This is a genomic window from Geodermatophilus sp. SYSU D01180 (assembly GCF_054050415.1).
The window spans coordinates 1-15,258 of sequence record NZ_JBJGZH010000023.1; the positions used below are offsets into that span (position 1 = coordinate 1).

The 15,258-nt window shown below is 76.9% G+C and carries 13 protein-coding genes; 12 read left to right on the plus strand and 1 reads right to left on the minus strand.

Features of this window, described 5'->3' with window-relative positions:
* Positions 1-878, minus strand: an 878-nt coding sequence (locus ACI8AA_RS18425; protein WP_457045836.1) for a helix-turn-helix transcriptional regulator, incomplete at its 3' end; no start/stop codon positions are given.
* A gap of 263 nt (positions 879-1,141) precedes the next feature.
* On the opposite strand from ACI8AA_RS18425, the gene ACI8AA_RS18430 reads away from it, so the two are divergent.
* From ACI8AA_RS18430 to ACI8AA_RS18485, 12 genes are all read left to right on the plus strand, one after another.
* Positions 1,142-2,329 carry an MFS transporter gene (locus tag ACI8AA_RS18430; protein ID WP_457045837.1) on the plus strand — a complete coding sequence of 396 codons (1,188 nt, stop codon included), beginning with the start codon at positions 1,142-1,144 and terminating at the stop codon, positions 2,327-2,329.
* 564 nt (positions 2,330-2,893) lie between these two features.
* Positions 2,894-3,709 carry an ATPase gene (locus tag ACI8AA_RS18435; protein ID WP_457045838.1) on the plus strand — a complete coding sequence of 272 codons (816 nt, stop codon included), beginning with the start codon at positions 2,894-2,896 and terminating at the stop codon, positions 3,707-3,709.
* Positions 3,706-4,392, plus strand: a complete 687-nt coding sequence (gene larB, locus ACI8AA_RS18440) for a nickel pincer cofactor biosynthesis protein LarB (RefSeq protein ID WP_457045839.1) — start codon at positions 3,706-3,708, stop codon at positions 4,390-4,392. Before ACI8AA_RS18435 ends, larB begins: the two co-directional genes overlap by 4 nt.
* A complete protein-coding gene (gene larC, locus ACI8AA_RS18445; RefSeq protein WP_457045840.1) occupies positions 4,389-5,588 on the plus strand; it encodes a nickel pincer cofactor biosynthesis protein LarC in 1,200 nt (399 codons plus the stop codon). Before larB ends, larC begins: the two co-directional genes overlap by 4 nt.
* Positions 5,589-5,922: 334 nt before the next feature.
* Complete coding sequence (locus ACI8AA_RS18450; protein WP_456928795.1) at positions 5,923-6,330, plus strand: YciI family protein; 408 nt, start codon at positions 5,923-5,925, stop codon at positions 6,328-6,330.
* Positions 6,327-7,484, plus strand: a complete 1,158-nt coding sequence (locus ACI8AA_RS18455) for an RNA polymerase sigma factor (RefSeq protein WP_457045841.1) — start codon at positions 6,327-6,329, stop codon at positions 7,482-7,484. The genes ACI8AA_RS18450 and ACI8AA_RS18455 overlap by 4 nt, the downstream gene beginning before the upstream one ends.
* A 94-nt stretch (positions 7,485-7,578) precedes the next feature.
* Entirely contained in the window at positions 7,579-9,006 is a 1,428-nt protein-coding gene (locus ACI8AA_RS18460; protein ID WP_457045842.1) for a serine/threonine-protein kinase, read from the plus strand.
* 94 nt (positions 9,007-9,100) lie between these two features.
* A complete protein-coding gene (locus tag ACI8AA_RS18465) occupies positions 9,101-9,238 on the plus strand; it encodes a hypothetical protein (RefSeq protein ID WP_457045843.1) in 138 nt (45 codons plus the stop codon).
* Positions 9,239-9,588: 350 nt separating this feature from the next.
* Positions 9,589-11,406, plus strand: coding sequence for a glycosyltransferase family 2 protein (locus tag ACI8AA_RS18470; RefSeq protein WP_457045844.1), 1,818 nt, complete (start codon positions 9,589-9,591; stop codon positions 11,404-11,406).
* A complete protein-coding gene (gene glxA, locus ACI8AA_RS18475; protein ID WP_457045845.1) occupies positions 11,403-13,358 on the plus strand; it encodes a radical copper oxidase GlxA in 1,956 nt (651 codons plus the stop codon). The genes ACI8AA_RS18470 and glxA overlap by 4 nt, the downstream gene beginning before the upstream one ends.
* Entirely contained in the window at positions 13,355-14,401 is a 1,047-nt protein-coding gene (locus ACI8AA_RS18480; protein WP_457045846.1) for a glycoside hydrolase family 6 protein, read from the plus strand. The genes glxA and ACI8AA_RS18480 overlap by 4 nt, the downstream gene beginning before the upstream one ends.
* Before the next feature lie 458 nt (positions 14,402-14,859).
* A complete protein-coding gene (locus ACI8AA_RS18485; protein ID WP_457045847.1) occupies positions 14,860-15,240 on the plus strand; it encodes an amphi-Trp domain-containing protein in 381 nt (126 codons plus the stop codon).
* Positions 15,241-15,258: the final 18 nt, after the last annotated feature.

Here is a 15,258-nt window from a genome sequence, read left to right on the forward strand (position 1 = left end):
CCGCGCCCCGCCGCGGCCCCGGGGCCCCCCCCCCGGTCCGCGGGCACCGCCGAGGTGCCGAGGACGGCCAGCAGCTGCAGCCGCTCGGCGCTCTCGCTGCCCGGGACGGCGGTGTACACGAGCAGCCGGTGCGACTGGTCGGGGTCGACCAGCGACTGGCAGGCCAGCTCCAGCGGGCCGACGACGGGGTGGAGGAACCGCTTGACCTCGCGCGGGCGGATGCCGACCTCGTGCACGTCCCACAGCCGGCGGAGCTCCTCGCTGCGGGCGAGCGCCAGCTCGGCGAGGCGCGCGGCTCGCGAGCCGGGGCCGCGCAGGGTGACCAGCTCGCGCAGGCCGGAGGCGTAGAGCCGGGACAGGAAGGCGTGCTCCTCCGGGGCGTACAGCGCCCGGGTGGCGGGGTCGGTGAACCACCGGTAGCCGAGGCTGCGCGCCGGCCCGGTGCGCAGGGTCGCGTCCCCGGTGAGCGCGACGGCGAGTGGGGTCTGCCGCAGCGTCTCGCCGAGCTCGGTGACGATCTCTGCCGGGGTGTCGCCGAGCCGGTCGAGGATGCGCAGCAGCCCGGGGCCGACGTGCTCGCCGTCGGCGCCGCGGGCGGGTGGCCGGTGGCCGGCCAGCCGGAACAGGTGGTCGCGCTCGTCGAGCGAGAGGTGCAGGCCCTGCGCGATCGCGGCCACCATCTGCTCCGACGGCTGCGGCCCGCGCTCCTGCTCCAGCCGCGCGTAGTAGTCGGTGGACATGTGGCAGAGGACGGCGAGCTCCTCGCGCCGCAGCCCGCTCGTCCGGCGGCGCGGCCCGCGGGGGAGGCCCACGTCCTCCGGCTGCAGCGCCTCCCGACGGCGGCGGAGGAACTCCGCGAGCCCGGCCCGGTCGATCACGTCGCCTCCCTCGTCGGTGCTGCCTCGTTCCTACCGTCGCCGGGAGCGGTCATCCACGGACCGCCGGTCCCTCCCTCACCCGGACGGGGACCGCAGTGGGCACAGCGCCGACGCCGTCGGTCCGGCTCCCTCGCGGAGGCGGCGGGGCGCGGGACCGGCGGTGCGCCGGGTCCCGAGCGGCTCGCCGTCCGGCCGGCGGGGTGGTGGACTCGGCGCGGTGACGCGCCCCGGCGTCGCCGGCCGGCGGGTGCGGAGGTGGGGACGTGCGGCTGCGTCCACGCGGGCTGGTCCTGCTGGTGGCGCTGGCCTCCGCCGTCGCCCAGGCCTTCGGCCGGTTCTCCTACGCCCTGCTGCTGCCGGCGATCGACCGCGACCTGCTCGGGTCCTACGCCGTCGCCGGGCTGGTCGCCACGGCCAACGTCACCGCCTACCTGCTCGGCACCGTCGCGGTCAGCGCGGTGTCCCGCCGGGCCCGGCCGGCGGCGCTGATCAAGGCCGGGCTCGCCTGCAGCGTGTCGGGGCTGGGCCTGCTCTCCGTCGCCGGGGGCGCCGGCGGCCTCGCGGTGGGGCTCACCCTGACCGGCGTCGGCGGGGCCTTCATCTGGGTGCCTGCCCCCGGGCTCGCCGGCTCCGTCGTCCGCCCCTCCCGCCGGGGCGCGGCGATCGGCGTCGCCGGCTCGGGCATCGGCGGCGGGATCGTGCTGGCCAGCGCCCTGACCTGGCTCCTGCGGTCCTGGGGCGGGGACGCCTCCTGGCGCACGGTGTACCTGGTGGAGGCCGCGATCGCCGTCGTCGTCCTGGTGCTGTGCCTGCTCCTGCTGCGCCCGGCGCCCCGCCGCGACGACGACGTCCCCGTGCGCGCGGGCGCGCTGCGCCGGGTCCCCGGGTGGATCGGCCTGGCCGGCGGCTACGCCGCGTACGGCCTGGCCTACTCCGTCTACACCAGCTACCTGGTGACCGCCCTCGAGGACGACGCGGGCTTCTCGGCCGGTCACGCGTCGGCGGTGTACACGCTCGTCGGCGTCGGGCTGGTCGCCGGCGGGATCGTGCTCGGACCGCTGTCGGACCGGTGGGGCCGCGGTCCCACGCTCGTCGGCGGCTACCTCCTCATGTCCGCGGCGATCCTGCTCGTGCCGCTGGGTGCCGAGCCGCCGGCCTCGGCGTCGGCGCTGCTGTTCGGGCTGACGATGTCCGGGCTGCCGGCGGTCATCGCCGCCCACCTGTCGGACTCCCTGACCCCGCGGGAGTTCGCCGGGGCCTTCGGCCGCTGCACCCTCGCCTTCGGCCTGGCGCAGCTGGCCGGCCCCCCGCTCGGCGGCTGGCTCGCCGAGACGACGGGCGGCTTCCTCGTCCCGTTCCTCCTCGCCGGCCTGGTGGCGGCGGCCGGCGCGGGGCTGAGCGTCGACGTCGTCCGCGCCCCGCGCCGGCGGCGGGACGACGTCCCCGCGTGACCGGCCCCCCGGCCGGCAGCTCCGGCAGCACCGCAGCGGGAAGCCGGTGGCGCAGGAGGGCGCCTGCACTCCGCCGACCTGTCGGGCGTGCCGACACGTGCTCATGCATCGCATGGCCGCTGGGCGTCGTCGCGTCCGGATGATCACGGGCGGGAGGTCATCGGGGACGACTCGGGCCGGACCGCGCTGTGCCCGGCAGCCGAGCCGTCGATCCCGACCTGCACCACTCGCGGAGACCGTGCGGCGCAGCGCACAGCGGCAGCCGCTCCACCTGGACGCCGCTCGAGGGCACGACCCGCCGACGTCTCCGTTCGGGCGGGCAGTCGTGTCGGCGGTGGTGCTGCCGAGTGGTCGTGTACCCCCAGCACACGCCGCTCCCCGTCACTGCGGTCTCGTTGCAGCACACCTGCCAGCGCCTGTCCGTGGTCCCGGTGTCACGGACCGAGCCACGCCGCATCCGAGGGATCCCACCAGGCAGCAGAGGGCAACCGATTGCCTCGTTGCCTCTGCCGGGATGGGATGCCGTGGGTGACCATCCGGTCGGACCGTGAGGCAGGGACGGACATGAGGCCGCAGTTGCTGGACTGGCTGGCGCACGTGCCCGTCCGTGCCGTCGCCTGCAGCGGTGGCGTCGACAGCCTCACCCTGGCGGCGCTCGCGCACCGTTCCTCGCCCGCCACCACGCTGGTCGTGCACAGCATCACCCCGGCCGTCCCCGCGGCGGCCACCGCCCGGGTGCTCCGGACGGCGGCGGAGGAGGGCTGGGACCTGCGGACGGTCCGGTCGCGGGAGTTCGAGGACGAGCGGTATCTCGCCAACCCGCGGGACCGCTGCTTCACCTGCAAGTCCCACCTGTACGAGGCCATGCACGACCTGGTGGCGGCCGTCGGCGGCACGCACACGCTGCTCAGCGGGGCCAACGTCGACGACCTGGGGGAGTACCGGCCGGGCCTGCGGGCCGCGGCCGAGGCCGGCGTCCGGCACCCCTACGTGGAGGTCGGTGCGACCAAGGCCGACGTCCGCGCCCTCGCTCGTGACCTGGACCTGAACTGCGCCGACCTGCCCGCCTCGCCCTGCCTGGCCAGCCGGCTCTACACCGGCACGGCCGTTACACCGGCCCGGCTGCAGGCGGTCGAGGTCGGCGAGGCCCTGCTGACCGCGCGCACCGGCGTGGCCGTCGTCCGGTGCCGGCTGCGGGAGGACGACGTCCGCATCGAGGTGCCGCACAGTGACCGCGACCGGGTGACCCCGGCCGTCGTCGCCGCCGTCCTCGCGGCGATGCGCGCGGTCGACCCCGCCCTCCGGACCGCCGCACTGGACGAGCAGCCCTACCGGCCTGGCCGCGCCTTCACCCTCGACCTCACCCCGGTGGCCCGGTGAACGACCCCGGCTTCGTCGACCTCGGCTTCGCCCGGGTCGACACCGACCGGCTCGGGCGCACCGGCGACCCCGAGGTCGTCTACGCCGCCGGCAAGACCGCCGACGAGGTGGTCGCCATCGTCGCGACGCTCCGCGAGGCGGCGCCGGAACGGCCGGCGCTGGTCACCCGGGCGGCCCCGGACACCGTGTCGGCCCTCGCCGCCCGGTGGCCGGACCTGCTGGTCGAGCGCAGCACCGTCGCGATCGGGCCGTTGCCCGCCCCCGCCGGACGCGTGGCGGTCGTGAGCGCCGGCACCTCCGACGAGCCGGTGTCCACCGAGGCCGCCGTGACCCTGCGCGTGCACGGCGCCGGCGTCGTCCGCGTGACCGACGTCGGGGTGGCCGGGCTGCACCGCGTCCTGGCCGCCCGCCCGGTCCTCGACGACGCCGACGTGGTCGTCGTGGTGGCCGGGATGGAGGGCGCGCTGCCCAGCGTCGTCGGCGGGTTGGTCGGCACGCCGGTCGTCGCGGTGCCCACCAGCGTCGGGTATGGCGCCAGCTTCGGCGGCCTGTCCGCGCTGCTAGGCATGCTGAACTCCTGCGCGCCGGGCGTGGTGGTCTGCAACATCGACAACGGCTTCGGCGCGGGGGTGTTCGCCGCGCGGGTGGCCCGCAGCATCGCCGCCGGGCGGGAGCCGAGGTGAGCCGGGTCGGCTGGCTGGATCTGGGCAGCGGGGTCTCCGGCGACATGCTCCTCGGGGCGCTGGTCGGCGCCGGGGTGCCGCTGGAGGCGCTCACCGCGGCGCTCGCCCCGCTCGACCTGCCGATCGCCCTGCGCGCCGAGCGGGTCCGGCGGGCCGGGCTGGCCGCGACCCGGGTGCACGTCGACGCTCCGGTGGAGGGGCAGCCGGACCGCACGTGGGCCGACGTCCGGGCGCTGCTCGCCCGGCTGCCGGAGCCGCTGCGGTCCTCGGCGTCGGCGGTGTTCGCCGCGCTGGCGCGGGCCGAGGCGTCCGTGCACGGCGTCCCGGCCGACGACGTCCACTTCCACGAGGTCGGCGCGCTCGACGCGGTCGCCGACGTCGTCGGCGCGTGCGCCGGCTTCGCCGCCCTCGGCCTCGACCGGCTGGTGGTGTCGCCGGTCGCGCTGGGCGGCGGGCACGTCCGCACGGCGCACGGGCGGCTGCCGGTGCCGGGACCCGCGGTCCTGGCGCTGCTGGCCGGTACGGACCTCCTGGCTCACGGTGGCCCGGACGACGAGGAGCTCGCGACGCCGACCGGGGTGGCCCTCGTGACCACGCTCGCCACGGCGTCCGGGCACCTGCCGCTGCTGCATGCGCCCGTGACCGGGACCGGGGCCGGCCGCCGGGACCCGCACTCCCGGCCCAACGTGGTGCGCCTGGTGGTGGGCGAGCAGCCCGGGGCCGAGCAGGCCGGGACCCTCGTCCAGCTCGAGGCCAACGTCGACGACCTCGACCCGCGCGCCTGGCCGGTGGTCATCGAGGCACTGCTCGCGGCGGGGGCACGCGACGCCTGGCTGACCCCCGTGCTCACGAAGAAGGGCCGTCCGGCGCACGTGGTCGGCGTACTGGCCGATCCGGACACCGCGGCCGCCGTCCGCGGGGTCCTGCTGCGGGAGACGACGACGCTCGGCGTCCGTGAGACCGTCGTCTCGCGCCATGCCCTGGCCCGTGCCTTCCGGACCGTCGACGTCGACGGGCAGCCCGTCGCGGTCAAGCTCGGACTGGGCCCCGACGGGAGCGTGGTCAACGCCATGCCGGAGTGGGAGGACGTCGTTCGCGCAGCCGCGGCGCTGAACCGGCCGGTGAAGCTGGTCCTGGCCCAGGCGCTGGGCCTGGCCGAGCGCGCAAGCCGCGAGTCCACGCCGTCAAGAGGGTGAGCGGGTGCGCACACCTGGCTCCGGGACTCGACCCGTCCAGGCTCTCGTGCGGAGCAGTTCGCGGTCGACGCACCCCCCCCGACCCGACGTCGCCGAGGCGGCTGATCCGACAGGTCCGGCTGAGCCGGCCTGGTACGTCCGGTCCGCCTCCCGAGCCCTCGCACCTGCCCAGGCGTGCCGATGTGCCAGGCGATGATCCCCACCGCCGGCGCACAGCGTCCTGTCGGTCCTCGCCAGGTGAGGAGGACAGGGGGCGATGTCGAGAACGCGGGACCGGCTCCGTCCCCGGGGTGCGAGCGGCCAGGATGGGCCGCACCACCGAGGAGGGACCACGATGGCCAAGTACCTGCTGCTCAAGCACTACCGCGGCGCCCCGGCGGCGGTGAACGACGTCCCGATGGAGAAGTGGACGCCGGAGGAGATCTCCGCCCACGTGCGGTACATGGAGGACTTCGCGGCCCGGCTGGAGGGGACCGGTGAGTTCGTCGACGGGCAGGCACTGTCCCCCGAGGGGATGTGGGTCCGGTACGACGGCGAGGGGCGCCCGCCGGTCACCGACGGCCCGTTCGCCGAGACCAAGGACCTCATCGCCGGCTGGATGGTGATCGACGTCGACAGCCAGGAGCGCGCCGTCGAGCTGGCCGGGGAGCTGTCGGCCGCCCCCGGGGCGGGCGGGGAGCCGATCCACGAGTGGCTCGAGGTGCGCCCCTTCCTCGGCGCGCCGCCCACCATCGAGGGATGACCGCCCCGCTGGACGAGGTCCTGCTGCGCAGCCTCACCCCCAGCGTGCTCGGCGTCCTCGTCCGCCGCGGAGCCGACTTCGCGGCGGCCGAGGACGCCGTGCAGGACGCGCTGGTGGAGGCGGTGCGCACCTGGCCGGCCGACCCGCCGCGGGACCCGAAGGGCTGGCTGGTCACCGTGGCCTGGCGCCGGTTCCTCGACGCGACCCGGGCCGACGCCGCCCGCCGCCGGCGCGAGGACGCCGTCGACGAGGAGCCCGCGCCCGGGCCCGTGCCCGGCGCGGACGACACGCTGCACCTCTACTTCCTGTGCGCCCACCCGTCGCTGACGCCGTCGTCGGCGGTCGCGCTCACGCTGCGCGCCGTCGGCGGGCTGACCACCCGCCAGATCGCGCAGGCCTACCTGGTGCCCGAGGCGACGATGGCGCAGCGCATCAGCCGGGCCAAGCGCACCGTGTCCGGCGTGCGGTTCGACCGGCCCGGCGACGTCGCGACCGTGCTGCGCGTCCTCTACCTGGTCTTCAACGAGGGCTACTCCGGCGACGTCGACCTCGCCGCCGAGGCCGTCCGGCTCACCCGGCAGCTCGCGGCCGTGGTCGACCACCCCGAGGTGGCGGGGCTGCTGGCCCTCATGCTGCTCCACTCCGCCCGGCGCCCCGCCCGGACCGCGCCCGACGGCAGCCTGGTGCCGCTCGCCGAGCAGGACCGGAGCCGGTGGGACACCGGGATGGTCGCCGAGGGCGTCGCGATCCTGCAGGCGGCCCTCGCCCGGGACCGGCTGGGGGAGTACCAGGCCCAGGCCGCCGTCGCGGCCCTGCACGCGGACGCGCCCACCGCCGCGGAGACCGACTGGGTGCAGATCGTCGAGTGGTACGACGAGCTCGTCCGCCTGACCGGCAGCCCGGTCGTCCGGCTCAACCGGGCGGTGGCCGTCGGCGAGGCCGACGGGCCCCGCGCCGGTCTGGCCGCGCTCGCGGTCCTGGACGACGACCTGCCCCGCCACACCGCGGTCGCGGCGTACCTGCACGAGCGCGACGGCGACCTCGCGACGGCGGCGCGGCTGTACGCCGAGGCGGCCGCGAAGGCGACCGACCTCGCCGAGCGCGACCACCTGCTGCGCCAGGCCGCCCGGCTCAACGCCGGCCGCGGGCGCTGAGGGCACCGACCGGCGCTGCGCCGCCCACCCGCCGCCACCGCCGGGCATCCTCGGACGGGGCCGGTCCCGGCCCGCGGCGACGAGGGAGGTGCGGGTGGAGGGGACGACGCTGGGCGGCCGGTACCGGCTGGACGGCGTGCTGGGCCGCGGGGGCATGGGCACCGTCCACGCGGCCACCGACGTCGCCCTCGGCCGCCGGGTCGCGGTCAAGGTGCTCGACCCCGCCGTCGCCGACCGTGCCGGGACGTCCCGCTTCCGCCGCGAGGCCCGGGCGCTGGCCGCGCTCGATCACCCGCACGTGGTGAGCGTCTTCGACGTCGGCGTGGACGCGGCAGCCGCCTGGCTGGTCATGCCGCTGCTGCCCGGCCCCGACCTGCAGGCCCTCCTCGGCCGCGACGGGCCCCTCCCGGTCCCCGACGTCACCCGGTACGGCCGGCAGGCCGCCGAGGCCCTGGCCGCCGCCCACGCCGCGGGCATCGTGCACCGGGACGTGAAGCCGGCCAACCTCGTGCTCGCCGCGGACGGCTCCTGCGTGCTGGTGGACCTCGGCATCGCCCGGCTGGCCGACGGCGGCCCCGGCGCCGCTCCACTGACCGGCACCGGGCTCGTGCTGGGCAGCACGCCGTTCCTCGCGCCGGAGGTCGTCGCCGGGGCGCCGGCCGGCCGGGAGGCCGACCTCTACGGCCTGGGCGCGACGCTGTTCACCCTGCTGACCGGCCGCCCGCCGTTCGAGGCCGACGGCGTCGCGGTCCTCGCCCAGCACCTGCACGCGCCGGTCCCCTCGGCCGTGCCCCTGCGGCCGGACACCCCGGCCGCGGTGGACCGGCTGCTCGGCCGGATGCTCGCCAAGGACCCCGCCGCCCGGCCGACGGCCGCGGAGGCTGCCGCAGCGCTCGCGGGAGCGCCGGACGCACCCGGCCCCGCGCCGACGCGGGTGCTCCCGCGGCCCGCCCCCTCCGAGCACCTCACCCCGGCGGACGGCACCCTGCGGCGACGGCGCCCGGTGCGGCTGCTGGCCGCCGTGGGGGTGGGCGCCGGGGCCCTGGCCGTGGCCGCCGCCCTGCTGACCGGCGGAGGGAGCGGGGCGGCCACGGGTGGCGCAGCGGCCACCCCGTCGTCGGCGCCGGCCCCGAGCCCGCCGCCCGTGCCGCCGCCGGCGGCCGTCCCGACCTCCCCGGTGACCACCCCGCCCGCGGCCCCGGCGCCCGCGGCGGACCCGGTGGGGTCGGCGCTGGCGGGGCTGCGCGCGGCCGTCGAGCAGGCCGAGGCGGGGGGCGCGCTGACCGGCGGGGGACGGCGCGACGTCGACCGCCGGGTGGCCGACGTCGAGCGCGCGCTGGACCGGGAGGACCCCGACCGGGTGGCGCGGGAGGTCGACGACCTCGAGCGCCGCCTCGACGACCTCCGGCGCCACGACCGCCTCACCGGGGACGGCGCCGCCGCGCTGGGCGCCGCCGTCGCGGACCTGCGCGCCGCCCTGGGCGCACCCGCCGGCGACGGCGGGGAGGACGGCGAGGGCTGACGGCGGTCCGCCCCGCCCCGGCCAGGGACCCGGACCCGCGGGCGCCGCGCCGGCGACCCCGGCGGATCCGCCCGTGAGGGAGGAGGCTGCTCCCATGGCTCTGCCCGAGCCGCGCCTGAGCGGCCGCCTGCTGGTGATCGCCGGTCTGCTGGGCGCCGGCGCCGTGGCCCTGGGCTGGCTGGTCCGCTACGTGGTGTGGCGGACGGTCCGGAGGCGGCGCGGCCGCGGCTGACCGCCCCGGCCCCGCGCCGGTCCCTCCTCGCCGGGCGGACACGCCGGTCGGGGCGGCCGGCCGGGGCTGTGTTCCTGCCCATGCGGCACCGGTGTTTGACAGCGCCGGACGGCCGCTCCCGCGGCGCGCGCGTCACGCCTCGTCAGCGGTCGGGCACACGGGGAGACCGCGCCGTCCGGGCCGGGGCCGGGAGCCGCCGAGGCCGCTCGTGGGGGGCGGATCGGTCCGTACCGTCGCTCCGGCGGGAGAGACCCCTCCCGATCCACGTGGTGCAGCGCCGGAGGACCGACCGGGCCCGGGGCGCACCGCAGCGAGGCCGCCGGTGACAGGTGAGCCGGTGGGAGTGATCGGTGGCAATCCGAGACGGCGCCAGCGCGCCGCCGCAGTACCCGTACGACGCCTACAGCACGCTGGCCGGCCCCCTCGGGGAGGCCGGTGAGGGCTACACCGTGCAGTTCGAGCGGCTGGTGCGGCGGGACCGCCGGCGCGGGCGCGCCCTGGTCATCAGCGCGGCCGCCATCGTCCTGGAGCTGCTGTTCCTGGTGTGGCTGCTCCGGCCCGCGCACTGGCCGGCCGACACCGGCGGCTGGACCTGGTACCTGAGCCTCACGATGGTCGTCACCATCGGGCTCATCGAGGTCCTGCGGCTGGTCAACGTGGTGACGCTGGCGCTGGCCACCTGGAACGCGCACGACCCCCTCCCGGTGCGGCCCGAGACCGGCACCCGGCTGGCGCTGCTCACCACGATCGTCCCCGGCAAGGAGCCGGTGGCGATGGTGGAGAACACCCTCCGCGCCGCGCTGCGCGTGCGGCACGACGGCCCGCTCGACGTGTGGCTGCTCGACGAGGGCGACGACGACGGGATCAGGGCCATGTGCGCCCGCCTGGGCGTGCGGCACTTCAGCCGTCGCGGGGTGGCCGCGTGGAACACCGGGTCCGGCGCGCACAAGCGCCGGACCAAGCACGGCAACTACAACGCGTGGCTCGCCCGGCACGGCGAGGAGTACGACTTCTGGATCAGCGTGGACACCGACCACGCACCCCTGCCGAACATCGCCGAGCGGCTCATGGGCTACTTCCGCGACCCGGACGTCGCCTTCGTCGTCGGCCCGCAGGTCTACGGCAACTACGACAACTTCACGACCCGCGCCGCGGAGTCGCAGCAGTACCTGTTCCACGCGGTCCTGCAGCGGGCGGGCAACCGCAGCACCTCGGCGATGTTCGTGGGCACCAACAACGCGGTGCGGCTGTCGGCCCTCGCCGACGTCGGTGGCCTGGCCGACAGCATCACCGAGGACGCCGCGACGTCGCTGGTCCTCCACTCCTCGCGCAACCCGGACACCGGCCGGCGCTGGAAGAGCGTCTACACCCCGGACGTGCTCGCCGTGGGCGAGGGCCCGACGAGCTGGAGCGACTACTTCGTCCAGCAGAACCGGTGGGCCCGGGGCACCGACGAGGTGGTGCTGCGGCAGTTCTGGCGGCGGGTCCGGCGGCTGTCCCCGGCGCGGGCCCTGCACTACGGGCTGCTGATGTCCTACTACCCGTCCGCCGCCGTCAGCTGGGTGCTCGGGTCGGTCAACCTCTGCCTGTACCTCGTCACCGGGGTGGGCGGCGTGGTCGTGGCGGCGAACCTCTGGGCGGTGCTGTACGTCAACGCGGCCGCCCTGCAGGTCGGCGTCTACTTCTGGAACCGGCGCTACAACGTGTCGCCGCACGAGGAGGAGGGCTCCTCGGGGCTGTCGGGCATGTTCGTGTCGGTGCTCTCCGCGCCCGTGTACGTCACGGCGCTGGCCGACGCCGTCCGGGGGCGGAACGTGCCCTTCGCGGTCACGCCGAAGGGCGACGACAGCAACCCGGACCGGCTCGCGACGTTCCGCAAGAACCTCGCCTGGGGCGGGGTGCTCGGCGCGGCGCTGCTCGCGTCCGTGCCGCTGGGCCACGACCACCCGGCGATGCGCGGCTGGGCGCTGCTCGCGCTGCTCACCTGCCTCCTGCCCGTCCTCATCTGGGCCGCGCAGCGCCGCCGGCCGCGTCCCGCCGCCGCGCCCCGTCCCGCCGCCACCGCACCGCGGACCGTCCGCTTCAGAGGCAACACCGTCGCACCCGCACCGCCGCTGCCCGCCGAACAGCAGCTGGTCACCACAGGCACCGAGGGAGGGCAGCGATGAAGGGCTTCGGCGGGAGGGCGCCCCGGCGCCGCCGCGCGCGCAACGTCGCGATCGTGACGACCGCGGCACTGGCCGTCGGCAGCGTGAACGCGCAGGTGGCCGGGGCGGCCGCGAACGACCTCGTGACCGGGTACCAGCAGAGCCGGCCCGAGTACACGGCGCAGTACGGCTCCTGGGAGACCGTGGAGCTCCCGGAGGAGTTCCGCGTCCGGGCCATTCACGCCGTCCTGCTGCGCACCGGCAAGGTCCTGGTCGTGGCCGGGTCCGGCAACGACCAGGCCGCCTTCGACGCCGGGACCTTCGAGACGGTGCTGTGGGACCCGGCCGCGGACACCTACGAGCACGTCGAGACGCCGGAGGACCTCTTCTGCGGCGGCCACGCGCAGCTGCCCGACGGCAACGTCCTGATCGCCGGCGGCACCAGCCGGTACGAGGTGCTCGCCGACGACGTCACGCACGCCGCCGGGGTCATGACCGTCAAGAACGAGGACCCGACCCTGACGGCGACCCTCGAGGAGGGCACCGTCTTCGTCGGGGAGGACGGGCAGCGCTACCGCGCCACGGCGCAGGCGCTGGTCACCCCCGCCGTCCAGCACGTGATGGACGGCGAGCCGATGCACATGGCGTCGGAGACGACGGTGTGGGTCGAGGCGCTGGAGGAGGGGGAGGACCCCGTCGTCCGCGGCGGCGCGCAGTTCGCCGTCGAGGGGCTGGCCGGCCGGCAGGCCCAGGACGTCTACGGGATCGCCGACACGATCAGCCTGGACAAGCAGGAGTACCGCGGCATCCCCGACTCCTACGTCTTCGACGTCACCACCGAGCGCTACGAGCGGGTCGGTGACCTCAACCACTCGCGCTGGTACCCGACGCTCGTCCCGGTGGCCGGCGGTGACGTCATGGCGGTCAGCGGGCTCGACGAGTACGGCCGCCCCTCGGCCGGCGAGATCGAGGTGTTCGACCGGGCCACCGGGCAGTGGCGCGAGCGGCCCGAGCTGTTCCGCTACTTCCCGACCTACCCCGCGCTGCTGCGGCTGGCCGACGACCGGCTGTTCTACACCTCGTCCAACGCCGGCTACGGCCCGGCCACGGAGGGCCGCACGCCCGGCTACTGGGACCTGACGGACAACTCGTTCGACCCCGTGCCGGGGCTGCGCGACCCGCACATGAACGAGACGGCGTCGTCGGTGCTGCTCCCGCCGGCGCAGGAGCAGCAGGTGCTCATCGCCGGCGGCGGCGAGGTCGGGGAGGGCGAGGGCAGCACCGCGCGGGTCGACGTCATCGACACCGACACCCACGACGCCCACTGGACCCCGGCGCCGGACCTGCCCGCACCGGCGCGGTACGTCTCCACGGTGGTCCTCCCCGACGACCGGGTGCTGCTCACCGGCGGCAGCACCGGCTACCGCGGCAACGGCGACAGCGACACCCACGCCCCGGTCCTCTACGACGCCGGCACCAACACCACGGCCGCCGCCGCGCCCAACGAGGTCGGCCGGAACTACCACTCCGAGGCGCTCCTGCTGCCCGACGGCCGGGTGGTCACGCTCGGCTCGGACCCGCTGTACGCCGACGCGGAGAACACGCGCCCGGGGACGTTCGAGACCCGGGTGGAGATCTACACCCCGCCGTACCTGCACACCGGCGGCGAGCGCCCCCGGGTCACCGAGGCGCCGGCCGAGGTCGAGCGGGGCACCACCTTCCCGGTGCGGGCGACCGGTGCCGTGACCGCGGCCCGGCTGATGCGCCCGTCGGCGGTCACGCACGTCACCGACGTGGAGCAGCGGTCGGTCGCGCTGGACGTGTCCGGTCCCTGTCCCGGCGACGGGGCGGCCTGCGACCTGCAGCTGAGGCTGGACCCGGCCGAGGGGCTCACCCCGGCGGGCTGGTACATGCTCTTCCTGGTCGACGCCGACGGCGTGCCGTCGGTGGCCCGCTGGGTGCACGTCCGATGAGGCGGGGCCGGACGACGCGCAGCCGGGTCGCGGCCGCGCTGGCCGCCGTCGCCGTGCTGGCCGGCTGCGGCGCGGGCGACCCGCCGGCCCCGGCCGGCGCCCCCGCCGACAGCTCCGCCGGGCTGGACCAGCCCGGCGGCGAGGGCAACCCGCTGGCCTGGAACGTCCTCTACGCCAACCCGGGGAGCACCGCCGCCCGGGCGGTCGCGGCGGCCTCCGAGCGGGGCGACGAGGCCACGGCGGAGCGGCTGCGGCGGATCGCCGACCGGCCGACGGGCACCTGGCTCGCCGGCGGGGTGGACCCCTACCGCACGGCGCGGGAGCTCACCGCCGCGGCCCAGGATGTCGAGCGGGTGCCGCTGCTGGTGGCCTACAACCTGCCCCAGCGCGACTGCGGTCAGTACAGCTCCGGAGGTGCCGCCGACGTCGACGAGTACCTGGACTGGCTGGGCTCGCTCGCGGCCGGCATCGGCGACGCCCCGGCCGTCGTCGTCCTCGAGCCCGACGCCATCCCGCACGCGCTGGAGGGGTGCGCCGGCTCGCAGTCCGCCGACGAGCGCTACAGCATGCTGCGCGAGGCCGTGCGCATCCTCGGCCGCCAGCCCGAGACCGCCGTCTACGTCGACGCGGGCAACGCCAGCTGGATCGACGACCAGGACGCCCTCGCCGACGCGCTGCTCGCCTCCGGGATCGAGGAGGCCGACGGCTTCGCGCTGAACACCAGCAACTTCGAGACGACCGAGGCGACGGCGGCGTACGGCACGCAGCTCTCCGACCGGGTCGGCGGCGCGCACTTCGTCGTCGACACCAGCCGCAACGGCGCCGGCCCCCCGCCGGACGGCGGCGACGGCGACCACTCCGCCTGGTGCAACCCCTCGGGGATGCGGCTGGGGGAGCCGCCCACGACCGACACCGGCATCGAGCGGGTCGACGCGCTGCTGTGGATCAAGCAGCCCGGTGACTCCGACGGCGAGTGCGGGCGGGGTGAGCCGCCGGCCGGGCAGTGGTTCCCCGAGTACGCCGACCGGTTGCTGGCCGGGTAGCCGCCCGGCCGGCCGGCGGCGCCTCGTCCGCCGGGGACGACCCCCGGGGGACGGGCCGGGACGCGGCCGGACGACGGGCCGGTCGGCCTCCGGGCGGCACGCTCCGGTCGGCGCGGGCGCGGCTCCCGCGCCGCCGGGCTCAGTCGTGCGGTCCTCGCGCGACCGCCACCGCGGCCCCGAGCACGGCCCCGGTGCCGATGCAGCCGGCTAGGAAGCGCGCCGCGTCCCGGTGCCACCCCGTGATCCTGGTGTCGCTCCTGCGAGGGGTCACACGCACTGCTGCGTCCATGACCGACACGGTCCCGCCGCTCCGCCGTGGCGGACTCATCCCGGAGGGATGGCGGACCGGATCGTCCGGATGCCGGAGGCCGGGACCGTCGACGCCACCGGCCCGGCGTGCCACCGTGGTCGTCAGGTGCGGTGCACCGTGCGGCGCGCCCGGGAGGACGGAGACGGCCGTGGCGGACGTGAAGATCGAGCAGGAGCTGACGCTCAGCCGCCCGGAGGTCGCCCGCCTCCTCCGGTCGCTGGCGGAGGGGCTGGAGTCCGACGACGGCGAGGTCGCCGTCCGGCTGGGGACCAGCACCGTCGAGCTGTCGGTCGGGGACCGGCTCCGCTGCGAGCTGGAGGTGGAGGTCGACGGCGACGAGATCGAGCTGGAGCTGGAGCTGAAGTGGCCGACCGCGCGCGGCGCGGCCGCCGCGTCGCAGCAGGACCGCGCGGACGAGGAGCAGGTGCCGACCGCCGCGGAGAGCTGGTCGGAGCCGGCTCCTCCCGCGCCGCGGAGCGCACCGGAGACCCGGACGAAGCCGGAGAAGCGCCGCCCCGCGCCGGCCTGACCGCGCGCGGTCCGCGCG